At 66.2% G+C, this 17,166-nt stretch carries 14 protein-coding genes; 10 read left to right on the top strand and 4 right to left on the bottom strand.

Annotated elements, in window-relative coordinates:
* Window positions 1-423 precede the first annotated feature (423 nt).
* Entirely contained in the window at window positions 424-2,667 is a 2,244-nt protein-coding gene (locus tag MKK54_RS23915; RefSeq protein WP_244015057.1) for a RelA/SpoT family protein, read from the bottom strand.
* Between the two features lie 181 nt (window positions 2,668-2,848).
* Window positions 2,849-3,259, bottom strand: coding sequence for a DNA-directed RNA polymerase subunit omega (rpoZ, locus tag MKK54_RS23910; protein WP_244015272.1), 411 nt, complete (start codon window positions 3,257-3,259; stop codon window positions 2,849-2,851).
* Between the two features lie 254 nt (window positions 3,260-3,513).
* On the opposite strand from rpoZ, the gene fabD reads away from it, so the two are divergent.
* The 9 genes from fabD (at window position 3,514) to MKK54_RS23865 (ending at window position 13,823) form a co-directional block, all read left to right on the top strand.
* Window positions 3,514-4,455: an ACP S-malonyltransferase gene (gene fabD, locus MKK54_RS23905; RefSeq protein WP_244015054.1), complete on the top strand. Its 942-nt coding sequence runs from the start codon at window positions 3,514-3,516 to the stop codon at window positions 4,453-4,455.
* A 15-nt stretch (window positions 4,456-4,470) separates the two neighbouring features.
* Complete coding sequence (fabG, locus tag MKK54_RS23900; RefSeq protein WP_244015052.1) at window positions 4,471-5,211, top strand: 3-oxoacyl-[acyl-carrier-protein] reductase; 741 nt, start codon at window positions 4,471-4,473, stop codon at window positions 5,209-5,211.
* 496 nt (window positions 5,212-5,707) lie between these two features.
* Window positions 5,708-5,944, top strand: coding sequence for an acyl carrier protein (locus MKK54_RS23895; RefSeq protein WP_018044468.1), 237 nt, complete (start codon window positions 5,708-5,710; stop codon window positions 5,942-5,944).
* An 84-nt stretch (window positions 5,945-6,028) separates the two neighbouring features.
* Window positions 6,029-7,288, top strand: coding sequence for a beta-ketoacyl-ACP synthase II (fabF, locus tag MKK54_RS23890; protein ID WP_244015050.1), 1,260 nt, complete (start codon window positions 6,029-6,031; stop codon window positions 7,286-7,288).
* A 61-nt stretch (window positions 7,289-7,349) separates the two neighbouring features.
* On the top strand, window positions 7,350-9,152 hold the full coding sequence (locus tag MKK54_RS23885) for a DUF262 domain-containing protein (protein WP_244015048.1): 1,803 nt from the start codon (window positions 7,350-7,352) through the stop codon (window positions 9,150-9,152).
* Window positions 9,153-9,397: 245 nt separating this feature from the next.
* A complete protein-coding gene (gene mltG / locus MKK54_RS23880) occupies window positions 9,398-10,762 on the top strand; it encodes an endolytic transglycosylase MltG (protein WP_244015046.1) in 1,365 nt (454 codons plus the stop codon).
* A 14-nt stretch (window positions 10,763-10,776) separates the two neighbouring features.
* A complete protein-coding gene (locus tag MKK54_RS23875) occupies window positions 10,777-11,655 on the top strand; it encodes a YicC/YloC family endoribonuclease (RefSeq protein WP_244015044.1) in 879 nt (292 codons plus the stop codon).
* Window positions 11,656-11,667: 12 nt separating this feature from the next.
* Window positions 11,668-12,330 carry a guanylate kinase gene (gmk, locus tag MKK54_RS23870; RefSeq protein ID WP_244015042.1) on the top strand — a complete coding sequence of 221 codons (663 nt, stop codon included), beginning with the start codon at window positions 11,668-11,670 and terminating at the stop codon, window positions 12,328-12,330.
* Between the two features lie 80 nt (window positions 12,331-12,410).
* Window positions 12,411-13,823, top strand: a complete 1,413-nt coding sequence (locus tag MKK54_RS23865) for a dihydrolipoyl dehydrogenase (RefSeq protein ID WP_244015040.1) — start codon at window positions 12,411-12,413, stop codon at window positions 13,821-13,823.
* 269 nt (window positions 13,824-14,092) lie between these two features.
* On the opposite strand, the gene gcvA is transcribed toward MKK54_RS23865, so the two are convergent.
* On the bottom strand, window positions 14,093-14,977 hold the full coding sequence (gene gcvA, locus MKK54_RS23860) for a transcriptional regulator GcvA (protein WP_244015038.1): 885 nt from the start codon (window positions 14,975-14,977) through the stop codon (window positions 14,093-14,095).
* A 93-nt stretch (window positions 14,978-15,070) separates the two neighbouring features.
* Between gcvA and MKK54_RS23855 the strand changes: the two genes are divergently transcribed.
* Window positions 15,071-16,327: an MFS transporter gene (locus MKK54_RS23855; RefSeq protein ID WP_244015036.1), complete on the top strand. Its 1,257-nt coding sequence runs from the start codon at window positions 15,071-15,073 to the stop codon at window positions 16,325-16,327.
* 2 nt (window positions 16,328-16,329) lie between these two features.
* On the opposite strand, the gene MKK54_RS23850 is transcribed toward MKK54_RS23855, so the two are convergent.
* Window positions 16,330-17,166 carry an EamA family transporter gene (locus tag MKK54_RS23850; RefSeq protein WP_409564239.1) on the bottom strand — a complete coding sequence of 279 codons (837 nt, stop codon included), beginning with the start codon at window positions 17,164-17,166 and terminating at the stop codon, window positions 16,330-16,332.

Raw genomic sequence — 17,166 nt, 5'->3', positions numbered from 1 at the left:
GCCGAAACTTAAACAAATAGCCCGCCGATTGCGTCAGAGCAAAGTGCAGTTGGCCGGTCTTGAGCTAATCGGAGCCAAATATCGGAAGAACAAGATACGATTGATAAAACTAGGCCAGATTAGTTATCTACATTTGGCGGTCAAAGTCAAGGTTGTTTTTGTTTTGCTGTACCCAACCTCAGGTATTACATGCCGTCGGATTTATAGCAAAAATTGCAATGCCACACCGATTGGAATTACCCGAATCATCAGAAATCGTATTCTTGGTATGTGGGGCCAATGTCTCCAGAAAAAACGGATTACCCCTGATACGACTTGGTACGGCTACGATTGTTTGCAAAAGATATATCATGCCATGAATGACATATGACTTGTAATTTAAAACTCAGTGACGTGGCGGGAGTCGAGATTTCATTCCCGTGATCACCCGTTCACCCGCTCGACCTTGTTGACGGTGCGCTTTCCTCGCAACTCGGCGATGATCGCATTGAGATGTTTTAGGTCCCAAACCGACAGGTCGATCACGATCTGCGTGAAATCCTGCGTCTTTCGCTTCATCGAAACGTTGTCGATGTTTCCATCGTGATCGGCGATCACCTGAGCGATCTGCGCGAGCACACCGGGTTCGTTGATCGATTGGAGAGCGAGGCGCGCGGGGAAGCGCTCGCTCGCTCCAGCCTCGACGTCCCAACGCACATCCAGCCAGCGATCCGGCTCATTGTCGAAGGCCGCGAGGGCCGCCGACTGGATCGGATAGATCGTCACGCCGATGCCGGGCGTGAGGATACCGACGATTCGGTCACCCGGAACCGCGCCGCCATTCGGTGCGAAGCTGACGAGCAGATCGCTGTCGAGGCCACGGATCGGAATGCCATCGGAGCGCCCGAGATCGGCGGCCCGGCCATCCGGAAAGGTCAGACGCATGGTCTGATCCTTTGCCAGACTCAGTCGTCCGGCACCGTCGCTGGACCCGAGTTGCGGCAGGGGGGCCGGAGCGCCGCGTCGCTCGTCCTTGTGATCGGGATAGACCGCCCGCACCACGTCGCCGGAGAACATCTCTCCTCGACCGACGGCCGCGAAGACGTCCTCGGTGCTCTGGCGCGCGAGGCGGGGCAGGGCGCCCCGCAGCTTGTCCTCCGAGAAGCTCTTGGCCGCCCGCTCGAAGGCGCGATCGAGAATCTGGCGGCCGAGGCCCGCATATTGACGGCGCACCGCCGAGCGGGTCGCGCGCCGGATCGCGGAGCGGGCCTTTCCGGTGACGACGAGGGATTCCCAGGCGGCCGGCGGCGAAGCCCCGTCCGAGCGCGCGATCTCGACCTCGTCCCCGTTGACGAGTTCATGGAGGAGGGGGGCCATACGACCATTGATCTTTACGCCGACGGCCGAGTTGCCGACATCGGTATGGACCGCGTAGGCGAAGTCGATCGGCGTCGCGCCTCGGGGCAGCGCGATCAGCCGGCCCTTCGGCGTGAAACAGAACACCTGGTCCTGGAAGAGTTCGAGCTTGGTATGCTCCAGGAACTCTTCGGGACTGTCGCCCTCGGCCAGGAGTTCGATGGTCCGGCGCAGCCATTGATAGGCGCCGCTCTCGGTGGCGAGGCGCGGATGCCCGCCACCGATCTCGTCCTTGCCGCCGCTCTCCTTGTAATGCGCGTGGGCGGCGATGCCGTACTCCGCGATCTCATCCATGGCGGCGGTGCGGATCTGCAATTCGACGCGCTGGCTCTTCGGGCCGATCACCGTGGTGTGGATCGAGCGGTAGTCGTTCTGCTTCGGTGTCGAGATGTAATCCTTGTAACGCCCGGGCACCATCGGCCAACTCGTATGGACGACACCGAGCGCGCCGTAGCAATCGGCCAGGGTTTCGACCACCACGCGGAAGCCGAAGATGTCCGACAATTGCTCGAAGGCGACGGATTTCCGCTCCATCTTGGCAGAGATCGAGTAGGGCCGCTTCTGCCGGCCGGTCACGACCGCCTTGATCCCCTGCGCCACGAGCTTGGCGGTCAGGTCCTGCTCGATGCTCTCGACCAGTCGTTCGGACTTGGCCGAGAGATCGGCCAGGCGCTGCGCGATGGTGGCGTAGATCTCGGGCTTCAGGTTGCGGAGCGCGAGATCCTCGAGCTCTTCGCGCAACTCCTGCATGCCCATGCGGCCGGCGAGCGGCGCATAGATGTCGAGGGTTTCCTGCGCGATGCGCTCGCGCTTATCGACCCGCATGTGGTGGAGGGTGCGCATGTTGTGCAGGCGGTCGGCGAGCTTGACCAGGAGCACGCGCACATCGGCGGCGACGGCCAGGAGAAGCTTGCGGAAGTTCTCACCCTGCGCCGCGCGCTTGGAGACGAGATCGAGGCGCTTCAGCTTGGTCAGGCCGTCGACGAGGGCGCCGATCTCGGGGCTGAAGATCTCACGGATCTCGTCGAGCGTGGCGGCCGTGTCCTCCACCGTGTCGTGCAGGACGGCCGCCACGATGGTGGCGTCATCGAGCCGAAGGTCCGTCAGAATCGCCGCGACTTCAAGGGGATGCGCGAAGAACGGATCGCCGGAGGCTCGCTTCTGCGTGCCGTGGGCGCGCATCGCGTAGACGTAGGCGCGGTTGAGCAGGGCCTCGTTCGCGGCGGGATTGTAACGCTTGACCCGCTCGACAAGCTCGTATTGGCGCATCATCCGCCGTGAGACCCTTTCACGCTCGATCGGCCCGGTCCGGGACGTCGTTCCTCGATGTGTCCCGCATTGCACGCGGGCGCGCCAGCCCCACGGGGTCGCACGGGTGGGAAATCTCCCGGCAGCGCATGAAAAAACCCGGCACGGGACCGGGTTTTCAGGACGTCGGCGATGAGGTCGAGGCCTACTCGGCCTCTTCGTCCGTCTCGGTCGGAGGCGCCAGGTTCTCGAGGCCGCGCAGGAGATCCTCCTCGCTCATGCGGTCGAACTGCACGGCGCTGTCGTCGCTCGACGAGGGCGGAGCCACGGCGGCGGCGGCCGGCGAACTCGAGAGCAGCGGAACGGTTTCCGCTTCCGGCTCGTCGACCTCGACGTATTTCTGCATCGAATGGATGAGCTGTTCCTTGAGGTCGTCCGCCGTGATCGTCTCGTCGCCGATCTCGCGCAGCGCGCAGACGGGGTTCTTGTCGCGGTCGCGGTCGATGGTCAGCGGGGCCCCGGCGGCGAGCAGGCGGGCGCGGTGGCTGGCCAGCAGAACCAGCTCGAAGCGGTTCTCGACCTTGTCGATGCAGTCTTCAACGGTGACGCGAGCCATGGCGGACGGCTCCTTCCTCGGACGGAATTTCTGGGCTGTGCGCGCCTCATACACCCGATGACGTGCTGCAACAAGCCGCGCGTGGTGGCGCATCGTACCGCGTTCGTTTGGAAATCCCCTGCCCGCCGGCGGATACCGAGGCGGCACCTTCGCCCGATCCTCGCTGCGGTGCCATGTTGACACAGGTGGCGGGCGGTGCGACTGCGCCGCCCTTCCTATTCTGGGGTTGCCCCGGCACGACGAGGATCTTGGATATGGCGCGCGCGTGCATCTTCCCCGGCCAGGGCAGCCAGGCCGTCGGCATGGGCCGGGCACTCGCCGAACATTTCCATCAGGCGCGCGACGTGTTCGCCGAGGTCGACGAGGCGCTCGGCCAGGCGCTCTCGCGCCTGATGTTCGAGGGCCCGGTCGAGGAACTCACCCTCACGGCCAACGCCCAGCCGGCGCTGATGGCCGCCAGCCTCGCGACGCTGCGGGTGCTGGAGGCCGAGCGCGGCCTCGACCTGAAGCGCGACGTCGCGAACGTCGCCGGGCACTCCCTCGGCGAGTACACCGCGCTCTGCGCCGCCGGCACCTTCTCCATCGCCGACACCGCCCGGCTCCTGCGCATCCGCGGCACCGCCATGCAGGGTGCGGTGGCGCCGGGCGATGGCGCGATGGCGGCCCTGATCGGGGCGGATGCCGAGACCGCGCAGGCCGTCGCGGAGGACGCCGCCGAGGGCGCGGTCTGCGAGGTCGCCAACGACAATGGCGGCGGGCAGGTGGTGCTCTCCGGCGCCAAGGCGGCGGTGGAGCGCGCGGTGGCGATCGCGCAGGCGCGCGGGATCAAGCGCGCGGTGATGCTCAACGTGTCGGCGCCGTTCCACTGCGCCCTGATGGCGCCGGCGGCGGAAGCCATGCGGCGTGCGCTCGCGGAGGTCGCCATGCACACGCCCGTGGTCCCCGTCTACGCCAACGTGCTGGCCGCGCCCGTCACCGATCCGGCCGCGATCCGCGAGGCTCTGGTGGCCCAGGTCACCGGCACCGTGCGCTGGCGCGAGTCGGTCGCCGCCATGGCGGCGGCCGGCATCGACCAGTTCACCGAGGTCGGCACCGGCAAGGTGCTCAGCGGCCTCGTCAAGCGCATCGCCCCGGGGGTCGCGGCCGGCGCCGTGGGGACCCCCGACGACATCGCAAGCTTCCCCGCCCACGGCTGAACGACAGGAAAGCCCATGTTCGACCTGACCGGCCGCAAGGCCCTCGTCACCGGCGCCACCGGCGGCCTCGGCGGCGCCATCGCGCGGGGCCTTCACGCGCAGGGGGCCACACTCGCGATCTCGGGCACGCGCCAGCCGGCGCTGGAGGCCTTCGCGGCCGAACTCGGGGGCGAGCGCGTCCACGTCGTGCCGGGCGACCTCTCCGACAAGGCCTCGGTGGAGGCCCTGGTGCCGGCGGCGGAAGCGGCGCTCGGCGGCCTCGACATCCTGGTCAACAATGCCGGCATCACCCGCGACAACCTCGTCCTGCGCATGAAGGACGACGAGTGGGACGCGGTCATCGCCGTCAACCTCTCGGCCGCGTTCCGTCTCTCGCGGGCGGCGGTGAAGGGCATGATGAAGCGCCGCCATGGCCGCATCGTCAATGTCGGCTCGGTGGTGGGCGCCACCGGCAATCCGGGGCAGGTGAACTACGCCGCCGCCAAGGCCGGGCTGGTGGGCATGACCAAGGCGCTGGCGGCCGAGGTCGCGACCCGCAACCTCACGGTCAACTGCATCGCGCCGGGTTTCATCACCTCGCCGATGACCGACGCCCTCAACGAGAAGCAGCGCGAGGGCATCCTGAGCCGCGTTCCCATGGGGCGCCTCGGCACCGGCACCGACATCGCGGCGGCCGCCATCTACCTCGCCTCCGACGAGGCCGCCTACGTCACGGGCCAGACGCTGCACGTGAACGGCGGCATGGCGATGTACTGAGAGGCCGAATCGCCGCGAGCCGGCTTTGAATCCAGGACCGCCCCGGCGCAAGGCCTTGCCGGGCCTGTGTTTCCGGACCCCGGGCTCGGCTACGCGGACATGGGATGACGGGGCGGTTTCTTCCGGAGGTGGCCGGTCGAATCCATCAAAGAGCCTGTCGAACGGACCACCGGCACAACGCGCGTTTCGCTGCACCGCACAGGGCGAAAAACCCGCGATTGGCTCGAAAAAGCCACACCGATGAATGGCTTGTGAACCGCCCCTCGCCAGCGTCGGAACCCTGTGTTAACACCCCGGCTGCCGTGCGAGGGGGGTTGCCGATTCAGCGTGTTGCGGAAGTCTGAAAAACTGAAGTCCCTGACTGGACAAGTTCGGCGACTTGCCCGAAACGCGCGATCGAACACACCGGCCGCTCAATCTCACAACAGTCCTGCGACGGGACGGCGGCCACGGCGCCTTCACCATCACGACCTTGAAGAGCTAAGGACCAAGACCGATGAGCGATATCGCTGAGCGCGTGAAGAAGATCGTTGTCGAGCACCTCGGCGTGGAGCCGGAGAAGGTGGTCGAGGGCGCGAACTTCATCGATGATCTCGGCGCCGACAGCCTCGACACCGTCGAGCTCGTGATGGCGTTCGAGGAAGAGTTCAACGTCGAGATCCCGGACGACGCCGCCGAGACCATCCAGACGGTCGGCGACGCGGTGAAGTTCCTCGAGAAGAACTCCGCCTAAACGTCACGGGTCGCGCGTGAGCGGGGTCCGCGTGGCCCCGCGCGCCATTCGTTTTCGATGACAGGACCGGTTCGGGATAGCGCGATGCGTCGGGTAGTGGTGACGGGCTTGGGGATGGTGACGCCGCTGGCCAGCGGGGTCGAGGCCACCTGGAGCCGGTTGATCGCCGGCGAATCGGCCGCCAAGGTCGTGACGGCATTCCCCGTCGACGATCTGGCCTGCCGCATCGCGTGTTCCGTGCCCTTCGGCGACGGTGAGAACGGCAGCTTCAATCCCGACGCCTTCATGGAGGCCAAGGAGCAGCGCAAGGTCGATCCGTTCATCGTCTACGCCATGGCGGCGGCGGGCGAGGCCCTGAACGACGCCGACTGGCACCCGACTTCCTACGAGGACCAGTGCGCCACCGGCGTCATGGTCGGCTCCGGCATCGGCGGCATCGGCGGCATCTACGACGCCTCCGTGACCCTGCACGACAAGGGCCCGCGCCGGATCTCGCCCTTCTTCATTCCCGGCCGCATCATCAACCTCGCCTCCGGGCAGATCTCCATCGCGCACGGGCTGAAGGGCCCGAACCATGCGGTGGTGACGGCCTGCTCCACCGGCGCCCACGCCATCGGCGACGCGGCCCGGCTGATCCAGTTCGGCGATGCCGACGTGATGGTGGCGGGCGGCGCCGAATCACCGGTGAACCGCCTCGCGCTCGCGGGCTTCGCCGCCTGCCGCGCCCTTTCCACCGGCTTCAACGACGACCCGACCCGCGCCTCGCGCCCCTACGACCGGGACCGCGACGGCTTCGTGATGGGCGAGGGCGCCGGTGTCGTCGTCCTCGAAGAGTACGAGCACGCCAAGGCGCGCGGCGCGAAGATCTACGCCGAGGTGATCGGCTACGGCCTCACGGGCGATGCCTACCACATCACCTCGCCGGCCCCGGACGGCGACGGCGCCTTCCGCTGCATGAGCGCCGCCGTGAAGCGCGCCGGCATCCAGGCCTCGGACCTCGACTACATCAACGCCCACGGCACCTCGACGCCCATGGGCGACGAGCTGGAGCTGAAGGCCGTGGAGCGCCTGCTCGGCGACCACGCCGCGAAGGCCTCGATGTCCTCCACCAAATCCTCCATCGGCCACCTGCTGGGGGCCGCTGGCTCCGTGGAAGCCATCTTCTCGATCCTCACCATCCGCGACGGCATCCTGCCGCCGACCCTCAACCTCGACAATCCGTCCGTGGAAACCGCGATCGACCTCGTGCCGCACGAGGCCAAGCGCAAGCGGGTGGATACGGTGCTGTCGAATTCGTTTGGGTTCGGTGGGACGAATGCGAGCTTGGTGATGCGGCGGGTTTGAGGCCGCAAACTACCTCCCAATTTCAGATTGATACTCGCTATTAGATGCATAGGATCACACTATGTCGCTTTTTCACCGTGGGCAGATTGATCTCACTGTAAAAGGCGAAACGATCGAAAGAATTTATTCAGGTTTTTGCGCTAAAAAATACGTTGTTAATAGAAGATACCAGCGGAAATTAGTTTGGACATTGGACGAAAAAAGAAATTTTATTGACTCTGTTGCAAGTAATTTTCCCGTTCCAATAATATTGCTTGCCGATCCCAAAGTTCAGGGCCACGATCAGGTTGAGATTATTGATGGAATGCAGCGTATGAATGCTGTAATATCCTTCATTGAGAATGAATTCAGCTGGAACGATGCGTATTTTGACCTCAATACACTAGCCATTACGAAATCATTGCTAGATGAGGGCGCATTGACACAGAAAACTCCGGTGCTGGAACGGAAGATCTGTGTTCAAATCGCGTCGTACCAACTACCACTTTCAATTTTCGAGTCTGCTGAAAGAGATAACATTGAGGAAGTCTTCCGCCGAATCAATTCAGGCGGACGCAAGTTATCACGTCAAGAGCTTAGAATTGCTGGGGCAACTGGTGATTTTGCAAATGCAGTTCGTAAAATCTCAACGTTGATCAGAAGTGACACATCGGATAGTGATCTAGTATTTTTAAATAATATGAAAGAAATTAGTATCACATCTCGTGATCTTAATTATGGTATTGATATTGAATCTGTCTTTTGGGTCAAAAATGGAATATTGACAAAAGATCAAGTTCGGGAAAGCCGAGACGAAGAAATCGTCGCAGATATGATGGCTTTCATGGTGGCAGAAATTCCGCCGCCGTCTCGTAGTGAGTATCTTGATGCCATTTTTGGTTTCAAAGATGCAGGTAGCTCAGCAGACGCATTCGTTGAGAATGAGGACAATGTCCGTAAATACAATGCGGATGTTTTGACGCAACATTTTCATATTGTTCTCGACGAACTAAGATTGACGTTGGAGAGTGGCAACAAGACGCTCGGCGAAGTGCTCTTTAAGAAAAAACCAACTAGGGCGCCGCGGTACTTTCAGGTAGTTTTTCTTGCCCTGTTTGATCAAATCGTTCGCAAGCGCAAGCGTTTAACAGATCGCGCTAAGCTTCTTAGTGCCCTCAGCGGAGTTGGCGAGAAAATCAATATTCCTGAAGGCGGCAGTTGGGGGGCGAACGACCGGGCAGACGAGGTCAAAAGGACTTCTGCAACAATTTCAAAGGCTTTTTCAAAATCTGACCAACCGGATCCCGCGCGCGCTAATTGGATCAGTAAACTCGAAAATATACTTACTCAATCACTAACCGAACAAGCTGCCTATGACTTTAAGCAGGGATTTATACGCCTTGATGGCTCATCAAAATTCGATGATGAAAGTCTTGAGAAGGTAATCCAGACATCTATTGGTATCGCAAATATTGGCGAGAAAAAACGCGGATATGTGATCATTGGCGTCGCCGATAAAAAAGCCGACGCCCAGCGTGTTGAATCATTGTATGGAATACAACCAATAGAGCACAGATATTTTCAGATTACAGGCATAGAGCATGAGGCAAAGGCACTCAATATAAGTATTGATGCTTATTTCAGAAAAATAGTCTCTGCTTTCAAAAACCGAATCAGTGGAAATCACTGCAATTATATCTTGAGTAATATGAAGTTGATAAATTACTATCAGAAAGTTTTACTAATCATAGAAGTGGAGGGTCAGAACGACCCTGTCGACCTTGATGGCGTTTATTACTTAAGGAATGGCAATACACTCAGCACCGTAAATTCGAAAGACTTAATGGCGTTTGCAAGAAATTACCCGCGTGTAACTTTGCCGTGAACAGAAAATATTGAATAATATAATACTTGTGTGCAGAATTTTACCTGAGCGATATGCTTAGATTAGTTTTAATCAAGCGCTCGAAGAAACTCGAACTGCTCACGCGTTTTTCGCCACAAAACCCGCTAAGTTCGCGCGCCAACCTGCCCTTCCCGCGCGCCCAGCGACTCGACTTGTGCGCACGAAATCCCCCAAAAAATCCGGCGGCGGCCGGGGCGGGGACCTGAGGCCCGAACAGGATGTCCATGTTCTTCCGCAAGCGTGACACAAGCCCGGCGCCGACGCCGATCGCGTCCGACGAGCCGGCCCTGCCCAACCGCCTGTCGCCGCGCAGCCCGTCCGAGGCGATCAAGCCCACCGCCGCGCCGCCGCCGCCCGAGCGGCCCGTGCGCGAGCGCGGCGGGTTGCTCGCCCGCATCTCCGGCCTGCTCACCGCCTCCGTGGTGCTGGCCATCGCGGTGATGATCGGCGTGACGCTGTTCGAGCGGCAGACCAAGGAGCCGGGGCCGCTGCCCGCCGACAAGGTCGTGGTCATCCCGCCCCGCAGCGGCACCTCCGAGATCGCCGAGGCGCTTTCCCGCGAGGGCGTCATCACCCACACCGCCCTGTTCGAGTGGGCCGCCCGGTTCTCGGGCAAGGCGCTCAAGGCCGGTGAATACACATTCAAGGCCCATGCCAGCATCACCGATGCCATCGACACCCTGGCCTCGGGCCGGCAGGTGCAGCACGCCATCACCTTCCCGGAGGGGCTGACCTCCGAGCAGATCGTGGTGCGCCTCAACGACAACGACATCCTCACGGGGGACATCAACGAGATCCCGCCCGAGGGCTCGCTCCTGCCCGACACCTACAAGTTCGAGCGCGGCGCCACCCGCCAACAGATCGTGAACCTCATGCGCGCCAAGCAGCGCGAGGTGCTGAACCAGATCTGGCTGCGCCGCTCTGGGGAAATCCCCGTGAAGACCCCCGCCGAGATGGTGACGCTGGCCTCCATCGTCGAGAAGGAGACGGGGCGCGCCGACGAGCGCCCCCGCGTCGCCGGCGTGTTCGTCAACCGCCTCAACAAGCGCATGAAGCTGCAATCCGACCCCACCATCGTGTACGGGCTGGTGGGCGGGCGCGGCACCCTCGGGCGCGGCATCCAGCGCTCCGAGATCGAGCGCGCAACGCCCTACAACACCTACGTGATCGAGGGCCTGCCGCCCGGCCCCATCGCCAATCCGGGCCGCGCCGCGCTGGAGGCGGTCGCCAACCCCTCGCGCACCAAGGACCTGTTCTTCGTGGCCGACGGCACCGGCGGCCACGCCTTCGCCGAGACCCTGGAGGGCCATTCGCGAAACGTCGCGCGCTGGCGCCAGGTGGAGAAGGCGCGCCAGGCCCCGACCCCCGACGCGGTGGTCGACAAGGCCGATCCGCCGGGCGCCCCCGCCGTTCCCGGCGCCGCCTCGGCCTACGCGCCCGAGAGCACCAACTTGGCGGCCGGCGGCGAGGGCGGGGCTGCCCGCCCCAAGGCCTTCGACGCCTCGGAGGGCACGAAGCTCGACCCGCTGCGCAACAAGACCTACGACCTGAATTCACCCAAAACCGTGCCGGCGCTCAAGCAGCCCTAGACGATCGGAGCCCCATGATCCTCTCCAGCATGACGGGCTTCGCCCGCGCCGCCGGCAGCACCGGGCCGGTGCAATGGGCCTGGGAGGTTCGCAGTGTGAACGGGCGCGGCCTCGACGTGCGCCTGCGCGTGCCGAGCGGCTACGACGCCGTCGGCGAGGTCGCCCGCACCGCCCTCCAGAAGACCCTGTCGCGGGGCCAGTGCCAGCTCAACCTCTCCCTCACCCGCCCCGAGGCGGCGCCCCGGGTGCGCGTCAACGAGGCCCTGCTGGCGGATCTCGCCGCCGCCGTCGCGCGCGTGCCGCGCCCGGAGGGCCTGGCCCCCGCCACCCTCGACGGGCTGCTCGCCGTCCGGGGCGTGATCGAGGCCGACGAAGAGCCGGGCGCCGACACGGAGGCGCTCGCCCGCGATCTCGCCGAGGGCGTGGTCCGGCTGGTGGCCGACCTCGTGGAAGCGCGCCGCGCCGAGGGGCGCGCGCTTCGGGGCGTGATCGAGGGCCAGCTCACCGAGATGGCCCGCTTCACCGCCGCTGCGGAAGCCTGCCCGGCGCGCAAGCCCGAGGCGGTGAAGGCGCGCCTCGCCGCCGCGGTCGCGAGCCTCGTGGAGGCCGGCGGCCTCGACCCCGCCCGCCTGCACCAGGAAGCGGTGCTGCTGGCCGCCAAGGCCGACGTGCGCGAGGAACTCGACCGGCTCCAGGCCCATCTCGCCAGCGCGGCCGAACTCCTGGCCGCCGGGGGCGCCATCGGCCGCAAGCTCGATTTCCTGGCCCAGGAGCTCGGGCGCGAGGCCAATACCCTGTGCGCGAAGGCCAACGACATCGCGCTCTCGCGGATCGGACTCGACTTGAAGGCCGTGGTGGAGCAATTCCGGGAGCAGGTTCAGAACGTCGAGTAGGTTTTGTCGAAGATGCAGGCCGTTGTGCAGGGGAATGCCACGACCATCGGGCGGCGCGGGTTCATCCTCATCCTGTCCTCGCCCTCCGGCGCGGGCAAGACCACGCTGACGCGCGCCGTGGCGGCCGATCCGAAATGGGGCCTCGACCTCTCGATCTCGGTGACGACGCGCCAGCGCCGCCCCTCGGAGATCGACGGCAAGCACTACACCTTCATCGACCGCGAGGCCTTCGACGCGCTGCGCGCCGCCGACAACCTGCTCGAATGGGCGGAGGTGCACGGCAATTTCTACGGCACGCCGCGCCGCCCCGTGGAGAAGGTGCTCGGCGCCGGCCGGGACATGATCTTCGACATCGACTACCAGGGCACCCGGCAGGTTCGCTCCAAGCTCACCGACGACGTGGTCACGGTGTTCATCCTGCCGCCGTCGCTCGCCGAGTTGCGCCACCGCCTGGAGCGCCGGGCCGAGGATTCGCCGGACACCATCGAGAAGCGCCTCGCCAACGCCCGCCTCGAGATCCAGCGCTGGAGCGAGTACGATTACGTCATCGTCAACGACGATCTCGACGACGCCTTCCGCTCGCTCGAAGGCATCCTCATCGCCGAGCGCCTGAAGCGCGCCCGCCGCACCGGCCTGACGTCCTTCGTCGAGAGTCTGCTCACCGAGCCCGACTGACGCAGGCGCGTCGCGACGCGGAACGTTCGCCCAAAGGGCCGGGTTGGCCCGCGACCGCACCAACCCGAGGGCCCGAGGCGATGCGCGAGCGAACCTGTGACGTCGCGGTGATCGGAGCCGGCACCGCCGGTCTGGCGGCCTTCCGCGCCGCCCGCGAGGGCGGGGCCGACACCGTGCTGATCGAGGCCGGCCCCGGCGGCACCACCTGCGCCCGCGTCGGCTGCATGCCCTCGAAGCTGTTGATCACCGCCGGCAACGCCGCGCATGCGGCGCGCCGGGCCGAGCGGTTCGGAATCCAGGCCGGTCCGGTGCGCGTCGATGGCCGCGCGGTCCTGGCGCGGGTCCGGCGCGAGCGCGACCACTTCGTGGCGGGTGTCCGGGAGGGGGTGGCGCGCATCCCTCACGATATGCGCATCGAGGGCCGCGCCCGCTTCGCCGGTCCCGACACGCTCGCGGTCGATGAGCACATCCACCTGCGCTTCCGCGCCGCGATCGTCGCCACGGGGTCGAGCCCCGCCGTGCCCGAGCCCCTGCGTGGCCTCGGGGAGCGCGTGCTCACCACCGACACGCTGTTCGAGATCGCGGACCTGCCCATCTCCCTGGCGGTGCTGGGCGGCGGCGCGGTGGGCATCGAACTGGCGCAGGCGATGGCCCGCCTCGGCGTCGCCGTGACGCTGTTCGATTCCGGCACGCACCTCGCCTCCCTGCGCGATCCCGGCCTCGCGGAGCAGGCCGCGCGGATCTTCGGTGCCGAGATCACCCTGTATCTCGGCGCGCAGGTCACGGCGGGCGAGGCCGAGGGTGACGGCGTGCGCCTGCACTGGCGGGACGCCACGGGGGAGACCCGCTCCGGCGCCTTCGCGCGGGTCCTCTCGGCGGCCGGCCGCCCGCCGAACCTGGCGGATCTCGGGCTGGACAGGACCGGGCTCGCCCTCGACGACGACGGCCTGCCCGACTTCGATCCCCGCTCGCTCCTGTGCCGGGGCGCCAACATCCTCATCGCGGGCGACGCGAATGCGGACCGCCCCATCCTGCATGAGGCCGCGCGCCAGGGCGGCATCGCGGGCGCCAACGCCGCCCGCCTGGCGGCGGCCGGCCCCCCCGCGATCGAGGCCCCGCGCCGCTGGACCAACCTCACGATGGTGTTCACCGAGCCACAGGCCGCGAGCGTCGGTGAACCCTACGATCCGGAGGATGCCGGCCTCGTTCTCGGCACGGTGAATTTCGGCGACCAGGGCCGCGCCCGGGTCCAGGGCGAGAACGAGGGCGCCCTGCGCCTGCACGCCGACCGCGCGGGCCGCCTCAAGGGGGCCGAGATGTTCGGGCCCGCCTGCGAGCACCTCGCCCAGATCCTCGCATTCGCGATCGAGGACGGCCTGACGGCCGGAGCCCTTCTCGACCGCCCCTTCTACCACCCGACCGTGGAGGAGGGGCTGAAGACCGCCCTGGAGGCGATCGTGACGAGCCTCGAAGCCGACCGCCCCGGAACATGAACGGGCGAAGACGACGCGCCGAAATCCTGTCCGGCCTGTCGAGATAACGTGCGCTCCATCCGCGTCACGGCACCCTACCTCGCCCGTTCGCGAGCGTTCTCGCGAACGGGCACTCGTTCGATCGCACGCGACCGGGCCAGCAGCCTTCGTCGCGGACACCGCGCGCGACGATTTCATTGAGGTTCGGCGGACGCCCGCCGCCGCGCGGTCGCGCGGGCAGACCTCGATGAGGCATGCTCATCGAGGTTTGGTGTGAAGACCGGTTTGCATCACGACTTCGCGCTGTCGACGAGCCACGTGCAGAAGGCGCGGATGGACGGATCCTCCGCCCGGAGTTCCGGAACATAGGTGTAGTAGCTCCGTGCCGGCAGCGATGGACCGGTGAAGGGGCGCGTCAGCCGGCCGGCCTCGACGTCGTCGGCGATCAGCCGCTCGGGACCCATCGCCACGCCGAGCCCATCGAGCGCGGCCTGCAGGGTGAGATAGAAGTGCTCCAGCGTGACCGAGGCCCGCGGCTGCAGGCCCGGCACGCCGGCCGCCTGAAGCCATTGCGGCCAGACCTGCGGCAGCGTCGCCGCGTGGAGCAGCGTGTGATTCCGCAAATGCCCCGGTTCATCGAGGGGCAGGCGTTCCAGCAGGGCCGGGCTGCACACCGGAATGCGCCGCTCCGTCAGGAACGGCTGCGCGATGTGACCGGGCCGCACGTCCGGGCCGCCGCGAATGGCCACATCGAAGGGCTCCATCAGGTTTGCCAGCGGCACGTTCGAGGTGGTCAGCCGAACCTCGACGGACGGGTTGGCGCGCTGGAAGGCGGACAGGCGGGGAATCAGCCAGCGCAGGGTGAAGGTCGCCAGGACGTTCAGGCGCAGCAGGCGCGGCCGTCCGCGCTCCACCTGGCGCACCGTCGCCAGCGCGATGCGGTCGAGCGCGGCGCCGATCTCCGCGAGGTAAGTGCGGCCGGCCTCCGTCAGGACGACGCGCCGGTTGTGTCGCTCGAAGAGCGGCAGTCCGAGCCACGCTTCGAGGGCCTGCACGTGCCGGCTGACCGCGCCGTGGGTGACGCGAAGTTCCTCGGCGGCGCGCGTGAAGCTGGCGTGCCGGCCCGCGGCCTCGAAGGCCTTCAGGGCGTTCAGGGGTGGCAGGCGGCGCAGCACGGGTCAGATTTCCTCACGCGAGCGTCAGCATAAGGCGTTTGTCAGCGGCGGACGAGGGCGCGATCCTGTGCCGGCAATCGAGAAGGATGCCGCATGCCGCCAGCAACGGACCTCGCGTCGCCACGCCCACCTTCGGCCATCGTGCAGGCGCCCGCCCCGGAGGCGGGGCGCACGATGGTGGCCTTGGGCATCAATCACGCCCTGCATGACGGCTACACGGATCTGATCTACGTGCTCCTGCCGGTCTGGCAGGCGGAATTCGCCCTGGGCTACGCGGCCCTCGCGCTGCTGCGAAGCCTCTACAACGGCGCGCTCGCTGCTCTTCAGATGCCGGCGAGCCGCCTCGCGGAGCACTTGGGCGCCCGAACGGTGCTGGTGCTCGGCACCCTGCTCAGCGCCGGCGGATACGGGCTCGCCGGCGCCTCGGGCAGCCTCGTCGGACTCTGCATCGCGCTGACCCTCGGAGGCGCCGGCAGCGCCACGCAGCACCCCCTGGCCTCGGCGGTGATCGCCCGGACCTACGGGCGCTCCGCCCGGGGTCCGCTCGGCACCTACAACTTCACCGGGGATCTCGGCAAAGCCAGCGTGCCGCCTCTCATCGGCCTGTTGATGACGCAGATGGATTGGCGCTCGGCCCTCTGGCTGATCGCCGCCCTGGGGCTGGCCGTCGCGCTGGCAGCCTTCCGGCTGCTACCGCGTGATCCTGCTTCACCCGGCGCTGCCCACGCCACGGCCTCGCGCGGCACCCCACATGGTCAGACGGCCGAGACCGGGCGAACCGGATTTCGTCTGCTCGTCGCCATCGGTATCCTCGACAACGCCGCGCGCCCGGCCTTCCTGCTGTACCTGCCGTTCCTGCTGCAGGAGAAGGGCGCTGCGCTGACCACGGTCGGCTTCGCGCTCTCGGCCGTCTTCATCGGCGGAGCGCTGGGCAAGGCGGTCTGCGGCCGGCTCGGCGAACGCCTCGGCGTGACCCGGACCGTCGTCCTGACCGAGACCGGCACGGCGGTCGCGATCCTCGCCGTGATCGCGCTTCCGCTGCTGCCCGCGCTCGTCGTCCTGCCGCTGCTCGGAATCGTGCTCAACGGGACATCCTCGGTGCTGTACGGCACGGTGCCGGAACTGGCGCCGGGCGGCCGGGTCGAGAAGGCCTTCGCGGTGTTCTACACCTGGACCCTGGGTGGCAGTGCCCTGGCTGCCCCACTGCTCTACGGCAGCATCGGGGATGCCGCCGGGCCGCGCGTCGCGATGGTGGCCGCCGCCGCGACCGCCCTCGCCGCCGTTCCACTCGTCCTCCTTCTGTCGCGTCATCTCGGCCCGGGCATCGGCGCGGCTGCCCCCAAAACCTGATTTCAGGCCGGAAGCGTTGGGATCGGCGTGGCCGCCGCGCGGCTGCGATGCGTGCTCACCGTGTTGCCCACCGACGCCACGACGATGCAGGCGATGGCGAACCACTCGGTCGGGCTCAGGCGCTCACCGAGGATGGCGAGGCCGGCCAGCGAGCCGATGGCGGGCTCGAGGCTCAGGAGCACGCCGAAGCTCTGCTTGGGCAGGCGCTTCAGGGCGACCATCTCCAGGGAATAGGGCAGGGCGCTGGAGAGCGCCGCGACGCCGAGGCCGAAGGCGAGGATCGCCGGGTCGAGCAAGGCCGCGCCCGCGCTCGCGATCCCGAAGGGCAGCACCACCACGGCCGCCACCGACATGCCGAGGGCGACCGCCCGTCCGCCGTGGAGATGGCCGACGCGCTGGCCGCAGACGATGTAGAGCGCCCAGCACAGGGCGGCCGCGAGCGCGCAGGCGACACCCACGGGGTCGAGCCCGCTGGACAGGCCGCTCACCGGCAGCAGCAGCGCCAGTCCCAGTACCGCGCAGCCGATCCAGACGAAATCGACGATCTTTCGCGATGCGGCGAGGGCGAGCGTCAGGGGGCCGGAGAACTCGATGGCGATGGCGAGGCCGAGGGGGATCGTCCTAAGGGACAGGTAGAAGAGGAGGTTCATGGCGCCCAGCACGGCACCGTAAAGGAGGAGCGCGCCGCGATCGCGCCGGCTCAGGCCGAGGCGCCAGGGGCGCCACAGGACGACGAGGATCAGCGCCGCAAGGCCGACCCGCAGGGCCGTCGTGCCCTCCGCGCCCACCGTCCCGAACAGGTGCTTGGCGAACGAGGTGCCGACGCTCAGCGAAACCAT

It is taken from the genome of Methylobacterium sp. J-068, assembly GCF_022829445.1.
Lineage (GTDB): Bacteria > Pseudomonadota > Alphaproteobacteria > Rhizobiales > Beijerinckiaceae > Methylobacterium.
The sequence above is the reverse complement of the archived record's forward strand: the minus strand, read 5'-3'. Positions and strand labels throughout refer to the sequence as shown.

Bases quoted from the DNA above. Each gene is read 5' to 3' on its own strand.
- MKK54_RS23915 (WP_244015057.1), bottom strand. From the start codon at position 2,667: ATGATGCGCCAATACGAGCTTGTCGAGCGGGTCAAGCGTTACAATCCC.
- rpoZ (WP_244015272.1), bottom strand. From the start codon at position 3,259: ATGGCTCGCGTCACCGTTGAAGACTGCATCGACAAGGTCGAGAACCGC.
- fabD (WP_244015054.1), top strand. From the start codon at position 3,514: ATGGCGCGCGCGTGCATCTTCCCCGGCCAGGGCAGCCAGGCCGTCGGC.
- fabG (WP_244015052.1), top strand. From the start codon at position 4,471: ATGTTCGACCTGACCGGCCGCAAGGCCCTCGTCACCGGCGCCACCGGC.
- MKK54_RS23895 (WP_018044468.1), top strand. From the start codon at position 5,708: ATGAGCGATATCGCTGAGCGCGTGAAGAAGATCGTTGTCGAGCACCTC.
- fabF (WP_244015050.1), top strand. From the start codon at position 6,029: ATGCGTCGGGTAGTGGTGACGGGCTTGGGGATGGTGACGCCGCTGGCC.
- MKK54_RS23885 (WP_244015048.1), top strand. From the start codon at position 7,350: ATGTCGCTTTTTCACCGTGGGCAGATTGATCTCACTGTAAAAGGCGAA.
- mltG (WP_244015046.1), top strand. From the start codon at position 9,398: ATGTTCTTCCGCAAGCGTGACACAAGCCCGGCGCCGACGCCGATCGCG.
- MKK54_RS23875 (WP_244015044.1), top strand. From the start codon at position 10,777: ATGATCCTCTCCAGCATGACGGGCTTCGCCCGCGCCGCCGGCAGCACC.
- gmk (WP_244015042.1), top strand. From the start codon at position 11,668: ATGCAGGCCGTTGTGCAGGGGAATGCCACGACCATCGGGCGGCGCGGG.
- MKK54_RS23865 (WP_244015040.1), top strand. From the start codon at position 12,411: ATGCGCGAGCGAACCTGTGACGTCGCGGTGATCGGAGCCGGCACCGCC.
- MKK54_RS23855 (WP_244015036.1), top strand. From the start codon at position 15,071: ATGCCGCCAGCAACGGACCTCGCGTCGCCACGCCCACCTTCGGCCATC.
- MKK54_RS23850 (WP_409564239.1), bottom strand. From the start codon at position 17,166: ATGGTTTCGCTGAGCGTCGGCACCTCGTTCGCCAAGCACCTGTTCGGG.